We start from the raw sequence: 20,037 nt of genomic DNA, 5'->3' as shown, positions 1-20,037 counted from the left end.
CGCGGCTGCCACAACGACATGAGGGATTCTCATGGAATTCGACTATCTCGTCTTCATCGGGCGATTCGAGCCCTTCCACAACGGCCACGCCGCCGTTGCCCGCCTGGCCCTGAGCCGGGCCCGCAAGCTGATCTTCCTGGTCGGCTCTGCCGATACCCCCCGCAGCCTGCGCAATCCCTGGACCGTGGCCGAACGCGCCGTGATGATCCAGGCCGCCCTCGATGGCCACACCGACCGTCTGCTGATCCGCCCGCTGCGTGACCACCTGTACAACGAAGCGCAGTGGATCGCCAACGTGCAGCGCCAGGTGGCTGAAGCCCTGCGCAACGACGGCGCCGCCGCCGATGCGAAGGTGGGCCTGATCGGCATGGACAAGGACGCGTCCAGCTACTACCTGCGCGAGTTCCCGCAGTGGCCGCTGGTGGACGTGCAGCATACCGCCACCCTGTCGGCCACCGAGCTGCGGCGCTACCTGTTCGAAGCCGGCGACGTCGACTTCCACGGCGCGCTGCTGATGCTGCGTGGCAATGTGCCGGCGCCGGTGTACGACATGCTCGAAGCGTTCCGCAAAAGCGCGCCTGCGTATGGCCAACTGGTGGCCGAGTACCGCTTCATCGAACAGTACAAGGCCGCCTGGAAGGATGCGCCCTACGCGCCCACCTTCGTCACCACCGATGCGGTGGTGGTGCATTCAGGACACGTGCTGCTGGTGCGTCGCCGCTCGGAACCCGGCAAGGGGCTGTGGGCGCTGCCCGGCGGCTTCGTCGGCCAGGAACAGAGCCTGCTCGACAGCTGCCTGCGCGAACTGCGCGAGGAAACCCGGCTGAAGATTCCACTGCCGGTGCTGAAGGGTTCGCTGAAGGGCCAGCAGGTCTTCGACCACCCCGACCGCAGCCAGCGCGGCCGCACCATCACCCACGGCTTCCACTTCGAGTTTCCGGCCGGTGACCTGCCGCCGGTGCGCGGCGGCGATGACGCCGACAAGGCGCGCTGGATACCGGTGAGTGAAGCCCTGGACATGGGCCCGCAGCTGTTCGAAGACCACCTGCACATCCTGGAGTATTTCCTCGGCCGCGGCTGACAGGCCCGGCCTCCCCACTGGCGGACAGACCGCTGGTGTCACTCGACGCGAAGGAGCTTCCGTCATGCACTACCTCGATAATCTTCTCCTCAACACCGACAGCTACAAGGTCAGCCATTGGCTGCAGTACCCGCCGGGTACCGATGCCACGTTCTTCTACGTCGAATCACGTGGCGGCCTGCACGATCGCACGGTGTTCTTCGGCCTGCAGGCGATCCTCAAGGACGCGCTGGCACGACCGGTCACCCACGCCGACATCGACGACGCTGCTGCGGTATTCGCCGCCCATGGCGAACCGTTCAACGAGGCCGGCTGGCGCGATATCGTCGACCGGCTTGGCGGCCACCTGCCGGTGCGCATCCGCGCCGTTCCCGAGGGCAGCGTGGTGCCCACCCACCAGGCACTGATGACCATCGAGTCGACCGATCCGGCTGCGTTCTGGGTGCCGTCGTATCTGGAAACGCTGCTGCTGCGCGTGTGGTATCCGGTCACCGTGGCCACCATCAGCTGGCACGCACGGCAGACCATCGCCGCGTTCCTGCAGCAGACCAGCGACGACCCGCAGGGGCAGCTGCCGTTCAAGCTGCACGACTTCGGCGCGCGCGGTGTATCGAGCCTGGAATCGGCCGCGTTGGGCGGTGCCGCGCACCTGGTCAACTTCCTCGGCACCGATACCGTGTCGGCGCTGTGCCTGGCACGCGCGCACTATCACGCGCCGATGGCCGGCTATTCGATTCCGGCCGCCGAGCACAGCACCATCACCAGTTGGGGCCGCGAACGCGAGGTGGACGCCTATCGCAACATGCTGCGCCAGTTCGGCAAGCCCGGTTCGATCGTGGCGGTGGTGTCGGACAGCTATGACATCTACCGCGCGATCAGCGAACACTGGGGCACCACCCTGCGCGATGACGTGATCGCGTCGGGCGCCACCCTGGTCATCCGTCCCGACTCGGGTGACCCGGTGGAGGTGGTGGCCGAAAGCCTGCGCCGGCTGGATGAAGCCTTCGGCCACAGCCTCAACGGCAAGGGCTATCGCGTGCTCAACCACGTGCGGGTGATCCAGGGCGATGGCATCAATCCGGACACCATCCGCGCGATCCTGCAGCGCATCACCGACGACGGCTACGCCGTCGACAACGTGGCCTTCGGCATGGGCGGTGCACTGCTGCAGCGGCTGGACCGCGATACGCAGAAGTTCGCGCTGAAGTGCTCGGCGGCGCGGGTCGAGGGTGAGTGGATCGACGTCTACAAGGATCCGGTCACCGACGCCGGCAAGGCCAGCAAGCGTGGCCGCATGCGCCTGCTGCGCCGCCTGGACGATGGCAGCCTGCATACGGTGCCACTGCCGGCCAATGGCGACGACACCCTGCCGGACGGCTTCGAGGACGCAATGGTGACCGTGTGGGAGAACGGCCGCCTGCTGCACGACCAGCGGCTGGACGACATCCGCACGCGGGCGGCCGTGGGGCATTGAAGGTGCATCCCGACCGGGAAGGTGCATCCCGACCGGGGTTGGATCCCGTTGCAGCGCAGCGGGCTCTGCCCCCTGCGCTCTTGACCGGCGCCACCAACAGGTCCACCTTGCACACGCCGAAGGTATCCCTCCCATCGCTGCGGCGCGGGGAGGGATTTAAACGGGAATCCGGTGAAGGCGCCTCGCGCGTCCATTCCGGAGCTGCCCCGCAGCGGTGAATGGAAACGAATCCTGCCAACAGCACTGGGCTCGCGCCTGGGAAGCGGCAGGTAGTAGGTGGGCTGCGGCCCGAGTCCATCAGCCCGAATACCGGCCCCGGCCGGGGGACACGACCGTCCCCTGACTCGACCTGGAATCTCCGCGGGGAGGTTGCCGGGGCCGTCGTCGTCCTGCGCGTGCAGGCGGTGTGGCCGCGCGCGTCCTGTTCACGGTATCCGGCCAGACCCGTTCACCCACGCGCTGATGCATGGGCCACCGCCGTTGCCGGCGGTCCATGCGGTACCTGACGATGACCGAGCTCCAACGCCCCACCCTGACCCTGCCCGCCGACGGCAAGCGCCTGCTGCTGCATTCGTGCTGCGCGCCCTGTTCCGGCGAAGTGATGGAGGCGATCACCGCCTCCGGGATCGACTACGCGATCTTCTTCTACAACCCCAACATCCACCCGGTGAAAGAGTACGAGCTGCGCAAGCAGGAGAACATCCGCTTCGCCGAGCAGCACGGCATTCCTTTCATCGACTGCGACTACGACACCGACAACTGGTTCAGCCGTGCACGCGGCATGGAAAACGAGCCCGAACGCGGCATCCGCTGCACGATGTGCTTCGACATGCGCTTCGAGCGCACTGCGCTGTACGCGCACGAGCACGGCTACGACACCATCAGTTCTTCGCTGGGCATCTCGCGCTGGAAGAACATGGCGCAGATCAACGACTGCGGCATCCGCGCCGCCTCGCGCTATGAAGGCCTGCAGTACTGGGACTACAACTGGCGCAAGGGCGGCGGTGCCAGCCGCATGATCGAGATCAGCAAGCGCGAGCAGTTCTACCAGCAGGAATACTGCGGCTGCGTGTACTCGCTGCGCGATGCCAACCGCCATCGCCGCGAGAATGGCCGCGAGCGGATCAAGATCGGCCTGTTGTACTACGGGCAGGACGCTGGGACGCCGCAGGACGATTGACGTGCAGGCATGGGGCGGCCACGCTGGTCGCCCCTTCTGTTGTACCGGAACTGCCATGACCGCCCTGCCCGCCGATGTCGCCCTGCTGGTGATCGACCTGCAGCCGGACTTCATGCCCGGTGGCGCCCTGGCCTGCGACCAGGGCGATGCGCTGGTGGCACCCATTGCCGATCTGCTGGCGCAGCGCCGCTACCGCACCGTGGTGGCAACACAGGACTGGCACCCGGCCGACCATGCCTCGTTCGCCAGCCAGCACCCCGGCCAACGCCCGTTCGAGACCATCCTGCTGCACGCGCAGCCGCAGACCCTGTGGCCGGACCACTGCGTGCAGGGCAGCGCCGGTGCCGCCCTGCACCCGGGCGTGGACTGGACCGTGGCCGACCTGATCCTGCGCAAGGGCACGCGCCAACAGGTGGATTCGTACAGCGCCTTCCGCGAGAACCACGGCCCCGAGGGCGAGCGCCCGGCCACCGGCCTGGCCGGCTGGCTGCATGAACGCCGCATCCGCGAAGTGCACGTATGCGGCCTGGCCCGTGACTACTGCGTGCTGTGGAGCGCGCAGGACGCGGTGAAGTCCGGCTTCCGGGTGAAGTTCCTGTGGGAGTTGACCAAGCCGGTGACCGAAGCCAACGACGTGATGGTGCGCGAGGCGCTGGGCAAGGCGGGGATCGCGATCGTCTGAGGCGTGACCGCCGGGCATGGCCCGGCGCGGCGCTACCGCGCACGTCGCCTATGCCGCTTGCGCGCTCCTGCCCACAACAACACAATCGATTCATCCAGCCCCCTAACTACGCCCCCCTATAGATCGCGGGACGGCCGAACCGGGGGCTTTTCATTGGATGAAATCAGGATTCGGTAGTGCCGGCCGCTGGCCGGCAACCTCGGGACCTCTGCAGTTGCCGGCCAGCGGCCGGCACTACCGGATAGCACCCGTGGTAGCGCCGGGCCATGCCCGGCGGACGCGGGATGGGCGATTACCGGAATACCACCGTGCGATGCCCGTTGAGCAGGATGCGGTGCTCCACATGGCGGCGAACCGCGCGCGCCAGCACCAGCGATTCGGTATCGCTGCCCAGCCGCACCAGTTCGCGCGGTGCCATCGCATGGTCCACGCGGGCCACGTCCTGTTCGATGATCGGGCCTTCGTCCAAGTCCTCGGTGACGTAGTGCGCGGTGGCGCCGATGATCTTGACCCCACGCGCGTGTGCCTGGTGGTACGGCTGCGCGCCCTTGAAGCTGGGCAGGAAGCTGTGGTGGATGTTGATCGCACGGCCGGCCAGCGCGCGGCACAGCGTGGGTGACAGGATCTGCATGTAGCGCGCCAGCACCACCAGGTCGATGCGCTCGCGCTCGACCAGGTCGATGATCTGCTGCTCCTGCACCGCGCGTGTATCGGCGGTCACCGGCAGGTGGTGGAACGGCACCTGGTAGGACGCCGCCAGCGGCGCAAAGTCGGCGTGGTTGGACGCCACTGCTGCGATGTCCACCTTCAGCTGGCCGCTGTGGGCGCGGAACAGCAGGTCGTTGAGGCAATGCCCCTGTTTGCTGACCAGCACCAGCAGCCGCGCGCGGCGTCGGCCATCGTGCAGCTGCCAGTCCATGCCGAAGCCTTCGGCAAGCGTGGCCATGGCGGCGTGCACGGTCTCCAGCGGCAGGCCGGCATCGCGGTCGAAGTGCACGCGCAGGAAGAAGCGGCCACTCTCCTCATCACCGAACTGCTGGGCGTCGAGGATGTTGCAGCCGTGGTCGAACAGCAGGCCGGACACGCGGTAGACGATGCCGGTGCGGTCGGGGCAGGACAGGGTAAGAATGGAATCGGGGCGCATCGCCACAGTGTAGGGCAGCGCCCTGCCCAGCGGCCGGATGATCACGGGTGCAACCGACCTGCTTGGTTCAGTACCAAGCGATACTTGGACCTTCCCGTGGCAAGCTGGTCGGTCATGAACCTGTTGCAACTGATCCGCAGCTTCACCCGCACCGCAGAGACCGGCAGCATTGCCGCCGCGGCCCGCATCCTTGGCATCAGCGCCACCGCGGTCGGCCAGAACATCAACCGGCTGGAGGCCCATCTGGGCGTACGGTTGCTGAACCGGAGTACGCGGCAGCTGGCCCTCAGCGAGGCCGGCGCGCTGTACCTGGCGCAGGTGCGCCACATCGAAGCCGACCTGGCGCGCGCGCAGGCGATGGTCACCGCCGGTGACATCGAACCGGCCGGGCCGCTGCGCATCGCCAGCAGCAGCGCGTTCGGTCGCCACGTGCTGGCACCGTTGCTGCCTTCACTGCAGCAGCGCTACCCGCAACTGCAGCTGGAGCTGCGCCTGACCGACCGCGCCGTGCAACATGGCCCGGAAGCGGTGGATGCCAGCATCCGCATCGGGGCGCAGCTGGAGGATGGGGTGGTCGCGCGGCAGCTGGCGCGTGTTCCGTTCGTGTTCTGTGCCTCGCCGGCCTACCTGAAGGCGCACGGCACCCCGCAGCAGCCTTCCGATCTGGGCGGTCATCGCGGGTTGCTGCACCGCTTCCCCACCGATGGCCGGCCATTGCGCTGGGGCCTGCTGAAGGACGGCCAGCGCGTGGACGCCGCGCTGCCACCGAGCATGGTCTGCGATGACATCGATGCGCTGGCGACGCTGGCGGCGGCCGGTGCCGGCATCACCCGGCTGGCCGCATTCGTGGCCGAGCCGTACCTGCGCGAGGGCCGCCTGCAGGCGGTGTTCGGCGCCGACACCGCGTGGCGCCCGGAACCGATGGAGGTCTACTTCTGCGTCAGCGACCGCCGCGATTTCACCGCCAAGATCCGCGCGCTGTTCGAACACCTTCAGGCCGGCATCGCGCCGGCCTGGCGGGTGTGAGCCTCAGCGCGTCTTGAACACGCCGCGCGCATCGCGCGGCTCGCAGCGCAGGTACTGTGGCGCAGGTTCCACGCTGTCGCGCAATGCGGCAGCGGCATGCCACGGCCAGCGCGGGTCGTAGAGGATGCCGCGCGCCAGGGCCACGGCATCGGCGTGGCGATGGCGCAGGATCGATTCGGCCTGCTCGGGCTCGGTGATCATGCCCACGGCGATGACCGGCATGCGCACCTTGGCCTTGATCGCTGCCGCGAACGGCACCTGGTAGCCCGGACCGACGGTGATCTTCTGGCGTTCGTCCAGGCCACCGCTGGAGACGTGCAGGAAATTGCAGCCGCGCGCGTCCAGCACCTGGGCCAGCGCTTCGCTCTGCACCAGATCCCAGCCGCCATCGACCCAGTCGCTGGCGGAGATGCGCACGCCCACGGCGACCTTGTCCGATACCGCCGCACGCACGGCGTCGAACACTTCCACCAGCAGGCGCAGGCGGTTCGGCAATGAGCCACCGTAGCCATCAGTGCGACGGTTGCTCAGCGGCGACAGGAACTGGTGCAGCAGGTAGCCGTGGGCGGCATGCAGCTCGATCAGCTCGAAGCCGAGGCGCTCGGCACGCACCGCACTGGCGGCGAAGGCGGCGATGACCTCGGCGATGCCGGCCTCGTCCAGTTCCTGCGGTGCCGGATCGGCGGCGTGGAACGGCAGCGGCGACGGCGCCACGGTGGCCCAGCCACGCGCATCGTCGGCCGGCAGCTGGCCACCGCCGTCCCAAGGGCGGTTCACCGAGGCCTTGCGACCGGCATGGCCGAGCTGGATGCCCAGCGGCATCGGCGACCAGCGGCGGACGCTGGCCAGTACCTGTGCCAACGCGGCCTCGGTGCCGTCATCCCAAAGGCCCAGGTCGGCCCAGCTGATGCGGCCACGCGGCTCGACCGCGGTGGCTTCCAGGATCAGCAGGCCGGCGCCGGATTGCGCCAGGTTGCCCAGGTGCATGGCATGCCAGTCGCTGGCGCGGCCGTCTTCGGCGGAGTACTGGCACATCGGCGCGACGACGATGCGGTTGGACAGGGTCAGGGGGCCGAACGAGATCGGCGAAAACAACTGGCTCAAGACAGTGATGGACGACGTAGGGGATGCGTATTCCACCGCCGCACGGCTCCGGGATCAACCATCTGGATGGATCGCTGTTTCGCGGCGGCGGGTGGCCTGTAGAGTCGACTGACAGTCGACTCTACCCAGCCGATGGTTCGATAACCGACGCCAGCGCCTCAGCACAATCGCGTTCATCCTTGAACTGCAGCAGGTCGTCGGCACGGGTGCGGCCGCGGTTCAGCGCCGCCACCGGCAACCCTGCCTTCGCCGCCGCCTGCACGAAGCGGAAGCCGGAATAGACCATCAGCGACGAGCCCACCACCAGCACCGCATCGGCCTGCTGCAGGTGCTCGTGCACCGCCTCCACCCGCTCGCGGGGCACGTTTTCGCCGAAAAATACCACGTCCGGCTTCAACACCCCGCCGCAGTGCGGGCACCCGGGTACCACGAAGCTGGAGAAATCGGTCTCCAGGTCGGCGTCGCCATCAGGCGCGACGCCGGCCTCCAGCGCATCCCAGCCGGGGTTGGCGTCCAGCAGGCGCTGCTGGAAGTCCTCGCGGCCACTGCGGCGCTCGCAGCCCATGCAGCGCACCAGGTCCAGGCGGCCATGCAGGTCGATCACGTTACGGCTGCCGGCGCGCTGGTGCAGGCCGTCCACGTTCTGGGTCAGCAGCACCTGCAGCTTGCCACGGCTTTCCAGTGCGGCCAGGGCCTGGTGGGTACCGTTGGGCCGGGCCAGGCCGAAGCGCGGCCAGCCCAGCAGGCTGCGCGCCCAGTAGCGCTGGCGGGTAGCCGTCTCGCCCATGAAGGCCTGGTAGGTCACCGGTGGCGTGCGTTTCCACTGGCCGTCGCTATCGCGGTAATCGGGAATGCCAGAGGCGGTGCTGCAGCCGGCGCCGGTCAGCACGAACAGGCGCTGGGCGCGGTCGATGAAGTCGGTCAGTGGCGGGGTCATGGCTGCCAGATGGGGGCGCCGCAGCGCCCCCGCAAGCGCCGGTCGGTTGTCCGGGTCAGGCCGCCGGCAGCGGCGGCACCGCGATCGGGTGGCCTTCCTCGTCCAGCGCGATCATCACGAAGTGGCCGCGGGTGCACAGCTTGCGCTCGCCGCTGTGCAGGTCTTCGGCGACCAGTTCCACCTCCACCTTCATCGAACTGCGGCCGACTTCGACGATGCGGCCGATGGTTTCCACCATCTGGCCGATGCGGATCGGCAGTTTGAAGTCGACCTGGTCGCTGCGCGCGGTCACCACGGTACGGCGCGAGTAGCGGGCGGCGGCCAGGAACGCGGCCTTGTCCATCCACGCCAGTGCCTGGCCACCGAACAGGGTGCCGAGGTGGTTGGTGTGGTTGGGGAAGACGATTTCGGCCATGCGCACTTCGATGGGCGGCACAGTCTCGGGGATCGGGGTCATGGGGGAGCTTCGGTGTGGGGTGCTGCGGATTCTAAGCGACCGGCGTGACGGCCATCGGAATGCATGTGCAACGGTCACCCGGCAGCGGTGCCTGCGCAGGCCGCGCCTGCAGCAGGCGTTACACTGCGCCACGCCCACTGCCAGGCCCCCCCATGCCCGCCACTTCCGATCTGCTGGCCTTTGCGCTGGTTTCGCTGGCCATGGTGCTCACGCCCGGGCCGAACATGATCTACGTCATCTCGCGCTCGATCTGTCAGGGGCCGATGGCGGGACTGATCTCGCTGGGCGGGGTGGCGCTGGGCTTCGTGTTCTACATGCTGTGCGCGGCACTGGGCATCACCGCCCTGCTGATGACCGTGCCGTTCGCCTACGACGCGCTGCGCATCGGTGGCGCGCTGTACCTGCTGTACCTGGCCTGGCAGGCGCTCAAGCCCGGTGGCCGTTCGCCGTTCGCGGTGCGCGAACTGCCGCAGGACAGCCCGCGCAAGCTGTTCACGATGGGATTCCTGACCAATCTGCTGAACCCGAAAGTGGCGGTGATGTACCTGTCGCTGCTGCCGCAGTTCCTGCACCCGGACAGCGAAGGCAGCGTGCTGATGCAGTCGATCGTGCTGGGCTCCACCCAGATCCTGGTCAGCGTCAGCGTGAACGGCATGATCGCGCTGACCGCCGGCAGCATCGCCGGCTTCCTGGCCGCACGCCCGACCTGGCAGATGGTGCAGCGCTGGCTGATGGGCACGGTGCTGGCCGGACTGGCGGTGCGCATGGCGGTGGAAGGGCGGCGCTGATCGCGGCGTGCCCTCCAGGCGATACGCCCGGCCCCGTAATCAGAACAGTTCAGCGTGGTAGAAGCTCGGTTGTGCCGACCAGGCCTTGATATCGCCACATTGCGGCACGCTGGTGTAGTACAGGCGGATAGGAATGGCAGAGACCTTCGCACTCATCAGCATCGCGTAGGTCGCCTTGCAGACCTCCGGCGGCATGCTGAAGTCGCCTTTGCTGACAATGTTGCAGACCGCGTGGATGGGCGAGACGGTGGTCGCCACGAACACCTTGCCGCTGGCGTCGATGGAAACGTTGGTCACCTTGGAATCGCAGTTCGTGCCATGGGCGAGGGACGGACAGGCGACCAGGACGGCGAACAGTCCTCCCGTCCACCCACGAAACACGGTCCTGCGGGTTGCTGTTCCAGGCACTGCAGTCTCCATTGCGACCTCCGGGGTCCATTCAGTTGCGCCACCATGGCAGGACCACGCGCACGGGAACCCGGCGCTGGGATTGTCCACGCGTCATTCCTGCAGTGGCATCCCCTCTTCCTCCCCAGGCCCGGCATGGATGCGAAGCACCGCCACCACTGGCGTCCAGCGAGAATAGCTCATCCTTCTGATGCGCAACGAAAAACCCCGGCATTGGCCGGGGTTCTTCGTTGCGACAGGCCGGGCCGGTTCGATCAGAAGTTCATGTCGAAGGCGACTTCGCCCTGCACGCCGACCTGGTAGGCCGAGACGCGGCGTTCGAAGAAGTTGGTCAGTTCCTGCACGTCCTGCAGTTCCATGAACGGCAGCGGGTTGCGCACGTTGTACTTCTTTTCCATGCCCAGCTTGGCGAAGTGCTGGTCGGCACAGTGCTGCAGGTACTGGCGCATGTCGCGGGTGGAGATGCCGGCCACGCCGCCGGACAGCACGTCCTCGGCGAACTGCACTTCGCATTCGATGGCTTCGGCCAGCATGTCGTAGACCTGCTGCTTCATCTCTTCGTCGAACAGGTCCGGTTCTTCCTCACGCACCACGCGCACCGACTCGAACGCGAACTCCATGTGCGCGCTCTCGTCGCGGAACACCCAGTTGGTGCCCGAGGCCAGGCCCGGCAGCAGGCCGCGCGAACGGAAGTAGTACACGTAGGCAAAGGCCGCGAAGAAGAACAGGCCTTCGATGCAGGCGGCGAAGCAGATCTGGTTGAGCAGGAACTGGCGGCGCTGTTCGCGGGTCTCGATGCGGGTCAGGCTCTGGATCGAGTCGATCCACTTGAAGCAGAAATCGGCCTTCTTCTTGATCGAGTCGATGTTCTCCACCGCCGAGAACGCCTTGGCGCGCTCTTCCGGATCCGGCAGGTAGTTGTCGAGCAGGGTCAGGTAGAACTGCACGTGCAGCGCTTCTTCATACAGCTGGCGCGACAGGTACATGCGCGCTTCCGGCGCATTGAGATGCTGGTACAGGTTCAGCACCAGGTTGTTGGACACGATCGAGTCGCCGGTGGCGAAGAACGCGACCAGACGGTGGATCAGGTGGCGCTCGCCCGGCGACATCTTGCTGTGCAGATCGGTGATGTCGATCTGGAAGTTGATCTCTTCCACCGTCCAGGTGTTCTTGATCGCGTTCCGGTACATGTCATAGAACTGCGGGTAGCGCATCGGGCGCAGGGTCAGTTCAAAACCGGGATCGAGCAGCATCTGCTTGGGCTTGTCGGCCATGGGTGTTTCCTTGAATTCCTGGGTGAGCCGCCGGGCGTGGCCCGGCGCTACCGTGGGTGTTTTTCCGCAGCCGAGCATGGCTCGGCTCTACAGGTGCGAGGTGTTCGAGTGCCGACCAACGGTCGGCACCCACCGCGCGGTGTGTTACTGGCAGGCCTCGCAGGCTTCCGGGTTTTCCAGCGAGCAGGCGATGGCTTCGTCCGGGCTGAATACCTTGGCCGGGGCCGCAGCGCTCACCGTGGTCTTGGCGATCTTGGTGGCCGGGCGCGAACGCAGGTAGTAGGTGGTCTTGATGCCCTGCTTCCAGGCGTACATGTACATGGAGGACATCGCGCCGATGTTCGGGCTTTCCATGAACAGGTTGAGCGAGGCCGACTGGTCGATGAAGGCGCCACGCTCGGCGGCCATGTCGATCAGCGAACGCATCGGCAGTTCCCACGCGGTGCGGTAGACCTCGCGCAGCGTTTCCGGAATCTGCGCCACGCCGGCGATGGAACCTTCGGCCAGCTTGATGGCATCGCGCATTTCCGGCGTCCACAGGCCCAGCTTCTTCAGCTCATTCACCAGGTAACGGTTGACCTGCAGGAAGTCACCGGACAGGGTTTCGCGCTTGAACAGGTTGGATACCTGCGGCTCGACGCACTCGTAGCAGCCGGCGATCGAGGCGATGGTCGCGGTCGGCGCAATCGCGATCATCAGCGAATTGCGCAGGCCGTGTTCCTTGATGCGGGCGCGCAGGGCGTCCCAGCGTGCGGTGTCTTCCGGCACCACGTTCCAGGCGTCGAACTGCAGTTCGCCACTGGCGGCGCGGGTGTCGTTGAACGACGGGTGCTTGCCACGTTCCTGGGCCAGCTCGCAGGAGGTTTCCAGCGCGTGGAAGTAGATCGCTTCGGCAATCTTCTTCGACAGGGCGCGGGCTTCGGCGCTGTCGAACGGCAGGCGCTTGCGGAAGAACACGTCCTGCAGGCCCATGCAGCCCAGGCCGACCGGACGCCAGCGCAGGTTCGCGCGGCGGGCGGTTTCGATCGGGTAGAAGTTCAGGTCGATGACGCGGTCGAGCTGGCGCACGGCCAGGCGCACGGTCTCGGCCAGCTTCTCGAAATCGAACTCGTTGTGCTCGTCGAAGTGGTTGCCCAGGTTGATCGAACCCAGGTTGCACACCGCGGTTTCATCGTTGGAGGTGACTTCCAGGATTTCCGTGCACAGGTTGGACAGGTGGATCACGTTGCCCGGACGCAAGGTCTGGTTGCTGGCGCGGTTGCACTTGTCCTTGAAGGTCATCCAGCCGTTGCCGGTCTCGGCCAGCGTACGCATCATGCGGGCGTACAGCTTGCGGGCAGAGATGGTGCGGTTGGCCTTGCCCTGGGCTTCGGCCTGCAGGTAGGCGGCCTCGAAGGCTTCGCCGAACAGGTCGGTGAACTCCGGCACGACGCGCGGATCGAACAGCGACCATTCCTGGTCGGCTTCGACGCGCTTCATGAACAGGTCCGGCACCCAGTTGGCCAGGTTCAGGTTGTGCGCGCGGCGGGCTTCGTCACCGGTGTTGTCACGCAGCTCGAGGAAGTCCTCGATGTCGGCGTGCCAGGTTTCCAGGTACACGCAGGCCGCGCCCTTGCGCTTGCCACCCTGGTTCACTGCGGCCACGGACGAATCCATGGTCTTCAGCCACGGCACGATGCCGTTGGAGTGGCCGTTGGTCGACTTGATGAGCGAACCACGCGAACGCACGCGGGTGTAGCTGACGCCGATGCCGCCGGAGAACTTCGACAGCTGGGCGATGTCGCCGTACTTGGAGTAGATCGACTCCAGCGAGTCCTGCGGCGAGTCCAGCAGGAAGCACGAGGACAGCTGCTCGTGGGTGGTGCCGGAATTGAACAGGGTCGGGCTGGACGGCAGGTAGTCCAGGTTGCCCATGCGCTTGTACAGCGCCAGGGTCTCGGACACGTCCTCGCTCAGCGCGCTGGCGATGCGCAGGAAGAACTGCTGCGGGGTCTCGATCACCTTGCGGGTGTGCGGGTGGCGCAGCAGGTAACGGTCGTACAGGGTACGCAGGCCGAAGTAATCGAAGTTCAGGTCCAGCGAGATGTCGATGGCATCGTTGAGCTTGCGCGCGTTGGTCTGCACGAAGTTCAGCAGGCGGTCGTTGATCAGGCCGACTTCATGGCCACGGCTGACCGACTGCGAGAAGGCGTAGATTTCCTGGCCCGAGACTTCCTTGGCGATGTAGTTGGCCAGCAGGCGCGCAGCCAGGCGGCCGTACTCGGGCTCTTCACCGATCAGCAGGGCGGCAGTGCGGATGGACAGTTCGTCCAGCTCGCGGGTGGTGGCGCCGTTGTACAGGCCGGAAATGGTGCGGGTGGCCACGCGCATCGGATCGACGGCGTGCAGGCCTTCGGAGGAACGCTGCACCGCGCGCACGATCTTGTTCAGGTCCACCAGTTCGGTCGTGCCATTGCGCTTGGTCACACTCATCGCGTTGGCCGTCGGCGGCGACGTCAACAGGAATTCGCTTTCCTTCTCGATGGTGGCGCTGGATTCGGTGGTCACGGCGTGTGTCCTCTTGGCGTGATTGGTGGGTGCTCGATGCATCGGGTGACGCAGCCCGGGACATGACAGCCCAGGATGGCAGGACGGCGTCGCAGCGGATGAGACCCTGCGCCTGCCACTGCCGTTGACGATCGCGGATGGGTACCCGGGCATCCCTGGAATTGGGGTTGCTGCGACCGACGGCCACAAGATAGTGGGGGTGATGGGGCCCGTCAACGCCAAATGTAGTGAAATTCGGCAATCCCTTGCGCCGCAAGGATCGTGCCACCGGCGTCCGGATCAGACGCTTCAGACCTGCCGGAACGGGCTGCGCAGTCAAGCCCGAAAGGCGTCATTGCGGTGGTACAACGCACCGCGAAAACGGAACAATGACAGCTTCACATGACAGTGATGAAACTGGCTAGGGACAACCCTGTGGATAGGTGGTGGGCAGCCGGTGGGAATCCGGTGGACGCCGGGACCGCCCGCCGGGCAGCGACCCGAGGCTGCATGTGTCGGCCAGGCCGGAGCAGCGGCCGCAGGGAAACGCCGTTGCACCCTTCCCCCGATCATTGCCGGCCAGCGGCCGGCACTACCGGAATCCCAGGGTGGTCGTGCCGGCCGCTGGCCGGCAACGTACGCCCGCAGGCCCCTCACGCCCGGTGCGGGGTACCCAGGTACTCGGCGCTCTGCATTTCGATCAGGCGCGAGGCGGTACGCTCGAACGCGCCCTGCAGGCGCTGGCCGGTGTACAGCTCGACCGGCGAGGTGCTGGCGGTGCAGACCAGGTTGACGTGGCGGTCGTACAGCTCGTCGATCAGGTTGACGAAGCGGCGCGCGGCATCTTCGTTCAGGCGGTCGAAGGCGGGAATGCCGCCCAGCAGCACCGTGTTGAACTCGTGCGCGATCTCGATGTAATCCGAGGGCCCGCGCGGGCCTTCGCACAGCGCGGCGAAATCGAACCAGGCAATGCTCTTGCCGCGGCCACGCACCGGGATCTTGCGGCCCTCGATCTCGATGTTGCCGGGCTTGGCCGGCTGGCCGCCGCTCAGCTCGTTCCAGCGCGTGGCCAGCCACTCATCGCTGTCGGCCGCCAGCGGTGCGCGGTATACCGGCGAGCGGGTCAGCGCGCGCATGCGGTAATCCTCGGTACCTTCGGCATACAGCTCGACGCAGAAGCGCTGCAGCAGGCCAATGGCCGGCAGGAAGCTCTGGCGCTGCAGGCCGTTGAGGTACAGGTTCTCCACTGCGGTGTTGGAGGTGGTGACCAGGGTCACGCCCTCGGCGAACAGGCGCTCCAGCAGCCGCGCCAGCAGCATCGCATCGCCGATGTCGGTGACGAAGAACTCGTCCAGCACCAGCACGCGCAGGTTGCTGCGCCATTCCTGGGCGATCTTCGCCAGCGGGTCGCTCTGGCCCTGGTGCTCGCGCAGGCGCTCGTGGACGCTGCGCATGAAGCGATGGAAGTGGGTCCGGTACTTCTGCTTGATCGGCAGCCCGTCGTAGAACAGGTCGACCAGGAAGGTCTTGCCGCGGCCGACGCCGCCCCAGAAGTACAGGCCCTTCACCGGCTCGGGCTTCTTCCAGAACGAGGACAGGCGGTCCAGCCAGCCGTCCTCGGCGCTGTCCAGCAGGCCCAGGTGGATGCGGTCCAGCTCGGCCAGCGCCGCATGCTGGGCCGGGTCGTTCTGCCAGTCGCCGCGGGCGACCCCTTCCGCGTACCGCTGCGACGGGGTCAACTCGGTTGCACTCATGCCGCTGTGCCCAGCCAATGCTTCACGCCGTGGGTCAGCGCGCCACGCAGGTCGATCAGCTTGCGGTGGAAGAAGTGGCTGGTCTCGGGCATGCGCACCAGCTCATGCGGGAAATCCAGCGTGTCCAGCCACTGGTAGACGGCCTGCGGGTCGACGATCTCGTCCTGCTCGCCCTGGATCACCAGCCAGCGCGCCGGCGGTGCGATGCCATCGAAATCCCAGCGGCCGGCCGGCGGCGCGATCGAGATCAGCGCTTCGGGCTGCAGCGCGGCAGCGGCCTTCAGCGAAACGAACGAACCGAAACTGAAACCGGCCAGCCACAGGCGGTCGTCGGGGCGCTGGCTCTGCACCCAGGCAGCCACGGCCTTCAGGTCGTCCTGCTCGCCCACGCCATGGTCGAACTCACCGGCCGAACCACCCACGCTGCGGAAGTTGAAGCGCACCGTGGCGATGCCCAGCTCGCGCAGGGTGGTGGCGGTCATGGTGACCACCTTGTTGTGCAGGGTGCCGCCTTCGGTGGACAGCGGATGGCAGATGATGGCCACGATCGGCTGCACCGGCGCATCGGCCTTGGGCAGGTCGACGACCACTTCCAGCGGGCCGGCCGGGCCGTCCAGTTCGAGGCAGGCGGTTTCGCCGGGGGCAACGGGGAACAAGGGCTTGTGCATGGCACCATGATACCGTCCCCCGCCCCTGCCCTGTGCCCGTCCCATGCTCTACCTGTCTTTGGCCGTGATCTGCAGCGTGCTGGTTTCGGTGTTGTTGAAGGTGGCCGGACGCCGCCAGCTGGATGTTTCGCAGATGGTCACCTGGAACTATCTGGTGGCGGCAACGCTCACCGCCGTGGTGCTGCGGCCGCCACTGGATGCGCTGCGCGCGCCGCACGCGCCGTGGCTGTCATTGCTGGCGCTGGCGGTGGTGCTGCCCTCGATTTTCCTGGTGCTGGGCCGCGCGGTGGCGGTGGCCGGCATCGTCCGCAGCGACGTGGCGCAGCGGCTGTCGCTGCTGCTGTCATTGGCGGCCGCCTTCCTGTTCTTCGGCCAGACTGCCACGCCGTGGAAGCTGGCCGGGCTCGGCCTGGGCCTGCTGGCGATGGTGGCCATCAGCCTGCGCCCGCGCGGCCCGGCGGTGGCGTCCTCGCCCGGTGGCTGGGGCTGGCTGCTGGCGGTATGGGCCGGCTTCGCGGTGGTGGACGTGCTGCTCAAGCAGGTGGCGCTGTCCGGCACGCCCTCGATGGCGGCGGTGCTGGCCAGCTTCAGCGTGGCCTTCGTGCTGATGCTGGCGTTGCAGCTGTGGCGGCACGCCAGTGGCCGCAGCCGGCTGGCCTGGCGCAACCTCGGCGCAGGTGCGCTGCTGGGCCTGCTCAATGGCGGCAACATCCTCTTCTATGTGCACGCTCACCAGTCGATGCCGGACAGCCCGGCCACCGTGTTCGCCGGCATGAACATCGGCGTGGTGGTGCTGGGCGCGCTGGTGGGCGTGTTCGCCTTCGGCGAGGCGACCACCCGGTGGAACCGCGCCGGCCTGGCGCTGGCGGTGCTGGCGATCGGGTTGATCGCCTGGGGGTGAGCGTTGGTTGCGGCGGGCCATTTCCGCGCCCGCGGTGGGATGTCACTTTTCTTTTCGCGCGAAAAGAAAAGTAACCAAAAGAAACGCGCCGCCAGCCGCGAGCCGGTGCTGTGCACCGGTTCCCTGCGCTTCTCGGTGAACCAGGGGACGGCGCCGAACTCGCTGCGCTCAAACATCGGCGCCTCTTCGCCCCTGATTCACCTGCGATGCTCGGCTCGCTTGAAGACGGAGTGGAAGATCAAAAGCAACGGCAGGATCCGTGCCGATCAAGGTCCCTCCCAGAGCAGGTCCCCGCCGAACCTTATCTGTCGAAACCCAACAACAGCGGGTCGTGGTCGGAGCTGCGCCACGGGCCCTGCACGTTGCGGCCCTGGTAGCCGCTGGCATCCTGCTCGTCGGCGTTGCTGTGCCACTCGGCGGCACCGCGCAGGCGCTTGGCCATGCCCGGGCTCAGCAGCGCGTGGTCGAGGCGGCCGGTATAGCCGTTGTAGACATAGCTGTAGGGATGCTCGATCTTGGCGACCTTGAACGCGTCCTGCCAGCCCAGGTCATGCAGGGTGCGGATCGGGTCTTCCATCGCGTAGGCATTGAAATCGCCGAGCAGCACCGCGTCCTTTGCACCGGTACCGGTCGGGTCGGTCTGCAGCCAGGCGTGCAGCTGCTGCGCCGAGGTCACGCGGGTGGCGTTCCAGCAGCCCTGGTTGTCGTTTTGGTCGGCGTCGGCACCGGCGGCGTCGCGGCAGCCCTTTGACTTGAAGTGGTTGGCCACCACCACGAACGGCGCGCCCTGCTTGTCCTGGAAGGCCTGCGCCAGCGGCACGCGGCTGTGCTCGACGAAGGGGCCACCGGTCAGCGTGGCCGGCTTGCCCACCGGCTGCAGGCGCGCGCTGCGGTAGATGATGCCGACCCGGATCGGGTTGTCACCGGGGCCGTTGCCCGCGTCGACAAAGCGCCAGTCGCCCTGCGCGCCACGGTCGCGGTTGAGCGCATCGACCAGTTCGGCGATGGCCGACTGCGGGCCGTAGCCGTCGTTCTCCAGCTCCATCAGCGCGGCGACGTCGGCGCCCAGCGCGTTGACCGTGGTGACCAGCTTGGCCACCTGCGCCTTGTGTTCCTCCAGCGTGCGTGCGCCGCGCAGGGTCGGGAAGCCACCGCCCTGGCCGTCGCCGTTGAAGAAGTTCTCCAGGTTGAAGGCCGCCACATGCAGGTTGCCCGGCACGGTCGGCACCGCCGGGCGCTTCAGCTCCGGCAGCTTCAGCGCGCCTTCGACCTGCAGGCGCGGATGGCCATGCGCATCCATGCGCACGATGCCCTGCACATCGCGCAGCTGCATGCCGGTGCGCAGCACCGGGTTGCCCGGCAGGTAAGCCACGCTGGCCGGGTCGCGGGCATCGCTGCCATCTTCCAGCACCAGGCGGCGGCGCTGGTTGTCGGCCATCACCTGCTCATAGCCGGCAGTGCCCGGCGTGGCCACTTCGGTCGGCTGCCAGAGGCGGCCATCGAAGGCCACGGTGAGCTGGCCGAAGCGCTCCAGGCCGTCGGTACCGGCCAGGGTCAGCGGTGCGGCGATGCGCACGCGCTGGCCATCCAGTGCACGCCAGTCGGCCGGCGCGGCGGTCAGCACCACGGTGGCGCTGCTGCGCGCAGCGGAGGGCGCCGCGGCCGGTGCGGCCTGCGGCTGGGCCTGGGCAAAGGCGCCGGCCGGCAGCAGCAGGGACAGGGCAAGGGCGAGGGAACGGCGGCGCATCGGCGGGCGACTCCATGGAAGAGGCGCACAGACTAACCTTGAAATGCGAAACCCCAGCGACGCGCGCGGTTTTGGCCTTGGCCGGCAAAGCCGCCGGCGGCAGACGGAGAACGACCGCGGCGATTGGGGCGACCGGCGGGTAGAGTCGACTGTTAATCGACTATCGCGCGCAGCGCGGGCTTTTTCGGTGGCGTTGGGAAGAGCAGTCGACCAACAGTCGACTCTACCCCCGTTCCGCGGTTCCGCCATCCCGTTCGGCGGTTCCATGTTCCGACGTTTCCGACGTTTCCGCCGTTTCGCGGTTTGGCCGTCCCGGCGCCTACTTCAGGTTGCCCAGCATCCAGTCCACGGTGGCGTGGATCTGTTCCTCGGTCAGCGCCGGGTTGCCACCCTTGGGCGGCATGATGCCGCCATCCGGGCCGGTGTAGCCCTCGATGGCGTGCTTGTAGAGGGTGTCCTTGCCCTGCGCGATGCGCTTGTCCCAGTGCGAATGGTCCAGCGTCGGCGCCATGCCCACGCCGGTGGTGTGGCAGGCGGTGCACAGGTTGTCGAAGATGACCTTGCCGTCCTTGGTGCCGCCGTAGGCCACCTGCGAGGCGGCCTTGGCCAGCGCGGCGGCCTTGGCCGCTGCCTGCGCGGCGGCGCCGGTGCTGCCGGCATAGACCGCGCCGGTGGGCGAAATGCGCTGTTCGGTGCGCTTGGCCGCCGTCGGCGACACCTCGGGTGGAATCCGGGTGTGGATGTAGGCGGCTAGGAGGATGAGGCCGAGGGTGATGGTCGCCAGCAGCGCGATCACCATGGAGAAGCGTTTCAGGAACTCCAGATCGTAATTCCGCACTCTTCGTTACCCCTGGCTGATAGTCGTTGGACCACGGCTGAGCGACTG

General features: G+C 67.2%; 18 protein-coding genes and 1 riboswitch. Of the genes, 7 read left to right on the top strand and 11 right to left on the bottom strand.

Annotated elements, in window-relative coordinates:
* The first annotated feature begins 25 nt into the window (after positions 1–25).
* From H4O10_RS16985 to pncA, 4 genes are all read left to right on the top strand, one after another.
* Positions 26–1,081, top strand: a complete 1,056-nt coding sequence (locus H4O10_RS16985) for a bifunctional nicotinamide-nucleotide adenylyltransferase/Nudix hydroxylase (RefSeq protein WP_086016255.1) — start codon at positions 26–28, stop codon at positions 1,079–1,081.
* A 64-nt stretch (positions 1,082–1,145) separates the two neighbouring features.
* Entirely contained in the window at positions 1,146–2,555 is a 1,410-nt protein-coding gene (locus tag H4O10_RS16980; RefSeq protein ID WP_049454251.1) for a nicotinate phosphoribosyltransferase, read from the top strand.
* 103 nt (positions 2,556–2,658) lie between these two features.
* A riboswitch (cobalamin riboswitch) is annotated at positions 2,659–2,888 on the top strand.
* 175 nt (positions 2,889–3,063) lie between these two features.
* Positions 3,064–3,735: an epoxyqueuosine reductase QueH gene (locus H4O10_RS16975; protein WP_005411939.1), complete on the top strand. Its 672-nt coding sequence runs from the start codon at positions 3,064–3,066 to the stop codon at positions 3,733–3,735.
* A 55-nt stretch (positions 3,736–3,790) separates the two neighbouring features.
* Positions 3,791–4,417 carry a bifunctional nicotinamidase/pyrazinamidase gene (gene pncA / locus H4O10_RS16970; RefSeq protein ID WP_049403799.1) on the top strand — a complete coding sequence of 209 codons (627 nt, stop codon included), beginning with the start codon at positions 3,791–3,793 and terminating at the stop codon, positions 4,415–4,417.
* Positions 4,418–4,709: 292 nt separating this feature from the next.
* Here the strand turns inward: pncA and purU are convergent, their stop codons facing one another.
* A complete protein-coding gene (gene purU, locus H4O10_RS16965; RefSeq protein ID WP_005411937.1) occupies positions 4,710–5,561 on the bottom strand; it encodes a formyltetrahydrofolate deformylase in 852 nt (283 codons plus the stop codon).
* Positions 5,562–5,675: 114 nt separating this feature from the next.
* Here purU and H4O10_RS16960 point away from each other — a divergent pair, with 114 nt between their 5' ends.
* Positions 5,676–6,587 (top strand): LysR family transcriptional regulator, encoded by a 912-nt coding sequence (locus H4O10_RS16960; protein ID WP_033833250.1) that lies wholly within the window; start codon positions 5,676–5,678, stop codon positions 6,585–6,587.
* Between the two features lie 3 nt (positions 6,588–6,590).
* Here the strand turns inward: H4O10_RS16960 and H4O10_RS16955 are convergent, their stop codons facing one another.
* The 3 genes from H4O10_RS16955 to H4O10_RS16945 form a co-directional block, all read right to left on the bottom strand.
* Positions 6,591–7,691 carry an NADH:flavin oxidoreductase/NADH oxidase gene (locus H4O10_RS16955; RefSeq protein ID WP_005411935.1) on the bottom strand — a complete coding sequence of 367 codons (1,101 nt, stop codon included), beginning with the start codon at positions 7,689–7,691 and terminating at the stop codon, positions 6,591–6,593.
* A gap of 121 nt (positions 7,692–7,812) precedes the next feature.
* Complete coding sequence (locus H4O10_RS16950; protein WP_049403802.1) at positions 7,813–8,628, bottom strand: NAD-dependent protein deacetylase; 816 nt, start codon at positions 8,626–8,628, stop codon at positions 7,813–7,815.
* 55 nt (positions 8,629–8,683) lie between these two features.
* Positions 8,684–9,085, bottom strand: coding sequence for an acyl-CoA thioesterase (locus H4O10_RS16945; protein ID WP_005407672.1), 402 nt, complete (start codon positions 9,083–9,085; stop codon positions 8,684–8,686).
* Positions 9,086–9,237: 152 nt separating this feature from the next.
* Here H4O10_RS16945 and H4O10_RS16940 point away from each other — a divergent pair, with 152 nt between their 5' ends.
* Positions 9,238–9,873, top strand: a complete 636-nt coding sequence (locus tag H4O10_RS16940) for a LysE family translocator (RefSeq protein WP_005407671.1) — start codon at positions 9,238–9,240, stop codon at positions 9,871–9,873.
* 39 nt (positions 9,874–9,912) lie between these two features.
* On the opposite strand, the gene H4O10_RS16935 is transcribed toward H4O10_RS16940, so the two are convergent.
* The 5 genes from H4O10_RS16935 to H4O10_RS16915 form a co-directional block, all read right to left on the bottom strand.
* Entirely contained in the window at positions 9,913–10,170 is a 258-nt protein-coding gene (locus tag H4O10_RS16935; RefSeq protein WP_005411932.1) for a hypothetical protein, read from the bottom strand.
* A gap of 365 nt (positions 10,171–10,535) precedes the next feature.
* Entirely contained in the window at positions 10,536–11,555 is a 1,020-nt protein-coding gene (locus tag H4O10_RS16930; protein ID WP_005407669.1) for a ribonucleotide-diphosphate reductase subunit beta, read from the bottom strand.
* A 144-nt stretch (positions 11,556–11,699) separates the two neighbouring features.
* On the bottom strand, positions 11,700–14,102 hold the full coding sequence (locus tag H4O10_RS16925) for a ribonucleoside-diphosphate reductase subunit alpha (RefSeq protein WP_005407668.1): 2,403 nt from the start codon (positions 14,100–14,102) through the stop codon (positions 11,700–11,702).
* 632 nt (positions 14,103–14,734) lie between these two features.
* Entirely contained in the window at positions 14,735–15,835 is a 1,101-nt protein-coding gene (gene zapE / locus H4O10_RS16920) for a cell division protein ZapE (RefSeq protein ID WP_049454253.1), read from the bottom strand.
* A complete protein-coding gene (locus H4O10_RS16915; RefSeq protein WP_033833264.1) occupies positions 15,832–16,503 on the bottom strand; it encodes a CocE/NonD family hydrolase in 672 nt (223 codons plus the stop codon). Before H4O10_RS16915 ends, zapE begins: the two co-directional genes overlap by 4 nt.
* Before the next feature lie 43 nt (positions 16,504–16,546).
* On the opposite strand from H4O10_RS16915, the gene H4O10_RS16910 reads away from it, so the two are divergent.
* Positions 16,547–17,404: a hypothetical protein gene (locus H4O10_RS16910; RefSeq protein ID WP_049454255.1), complete on the top strand. Its 858-nt coding sequence runs from the start codon at positions 16,547–16,549 to the stop codon at positions 17,402–17,404.
* Between the two features lie 301 nt (positions 17,405–17,705).
* Here H4O10_RS16910 and H4O10_RS16905 read toward each other — a convergent pair whose 3' ends face one another.
* On the bottom strand, positions 17,706–19,151 hold the full coding sequence (locus tag H4O10_RS16905; RefSeq protein WP_033833262.1) for an ExeM/NucH family extracellular endonuclease: 1,446 nt from the start codon (positions 19,149–19,151) through the stop codon (positions 17,706–17,708).
* Between the two features lie 319 nt (positions 19,152–19,470).
* Positions 19,471–19,989 (bottom strand): c-type cytochrome, encoded by a 519-nt coding sequence (locus H4O10_RS16900; RefSeq protein ID WP_005407662.1) that lies wholly within the window; start codon positions 19,987–19,989, stop codon positions 19,471–19,473.
* Positions 19,990–20,037: the final 48 nt, after the last annotated feature.

The sequence above is a fragment of the Stenotrophomonas sp. I18B00994 genome, assembly GCF_014145825.1.
Taxonomy (GTDB): Bacteria; Pseudomonadota; Gammaproteobacteria; order Xanthomonadales; family Xanthomonadaceae; genus Stenotrophomonas; species Stenotrophomonas maltophilia.
Note: the sequence above shows the minus strand (reverse complement) of the source record. Positions and strands in the feature narration are given on the sequence as shown.

What these genes read in the sequence shown, in the direction of transcription:
- H4O10_RS16915 (WP_033833264.1), bottom strand. Translation starts at nt 16,503, where the DNA reads ATGCACAAGCCCTTGTTCCCCGTTGCCCCCGGCGAAACCGCCTGCCTC.
- purU (WP_005411937.1), bottom strand. Translation starts at nt 5,561, where the DNA reads ATGCGCCCCGATTCCATTCTTACCCTGTCCTGCCCCGACCGCACCGGC.
- pncA (WP_049403799.1), top strand. Translation starts at nt 3,791, where the DNA reads ATGACCGCCCTGCCCGCCGATGTCGCCCTGCTGGTGATCGACCTGCAG.
- H4O10_RS16975 (WP_005411939.1), top strand. Translation starts at nt 3,064, where the DNA reads ATGACCGAGCTCCAACGCCCCACCCTGACCCTGCCCGCCGACGGCAAG.
- H4O10_RS16950 (WP_049403802.1), bottom strand. Translation starts at nt 8,628, where the DNA reads ATGACCCCGCCACTGACCGACTTCATCGACCGCGCCCAGCGCCTGTTC.
- H4O10_RS16980 (WP_049454251.1), top strand. Translation starts at nt 1,146, where the DNA reads ATGCACTACCTCGATAATCTTCTCCTCAACACCGACAGCTACAAGGTC.
- H4O10_RS16905 (WP_033833262.1), bottom strand. Translation starts at nt 19,151, where the DNA reads ATGCGCCGCCGTTCCCTCGCCCTTGCCCTGTCCCTGCTGCTGCCGGCC.
- H4O10_RS16930 (WP_005407669.1), bottom strand. Translation starts at nt 11,555, where the DNA reads ATGGCCGACAAGCCCAAGCAGATGCTGCTCGATCCCGGTTTTGAACTG.
- H4O10_RS16945 (WP_005407672.1), bottom strand. Translation starts at nt 9,085, where the DNA reads ATGACCCCGATCCCCGAGACTGTGCCGCCCATCGAAGTGCGCATGGCC.
- zapE (WP_049454253.1), bottom strand. Translation starts at nt 15,835, where the DNA reads ATGAGTGCAACCGAGTTGACCCCGTCGCAGCGGTACGCGGAAGGGGTC.
- H4O10_RS16910 (WP_049454255.1), top strand. Translation starts at nt 16,547, where the DNA reads ATGCTCTACCTGTCTTTGGCCGTGATCTGCAGCGTGCTGGTTTCGGTG.
- H4O10_RS16940 (WP_005407671.1), top strand. Translation starts at nt 9,238, where the DNA reads ATGCCCGCCACTTCCGATCTGCTGGCCTTTGCGCTGGTTTCGCTGGCC.
- H4O10_RS16960 (WP_033833250.1), top strand. Translation starts at nt 5,676, where the DNA reads ATGAACCTGTTGCAACTGATCCGCAGCTTCACCCGCACCGCAGAGACC.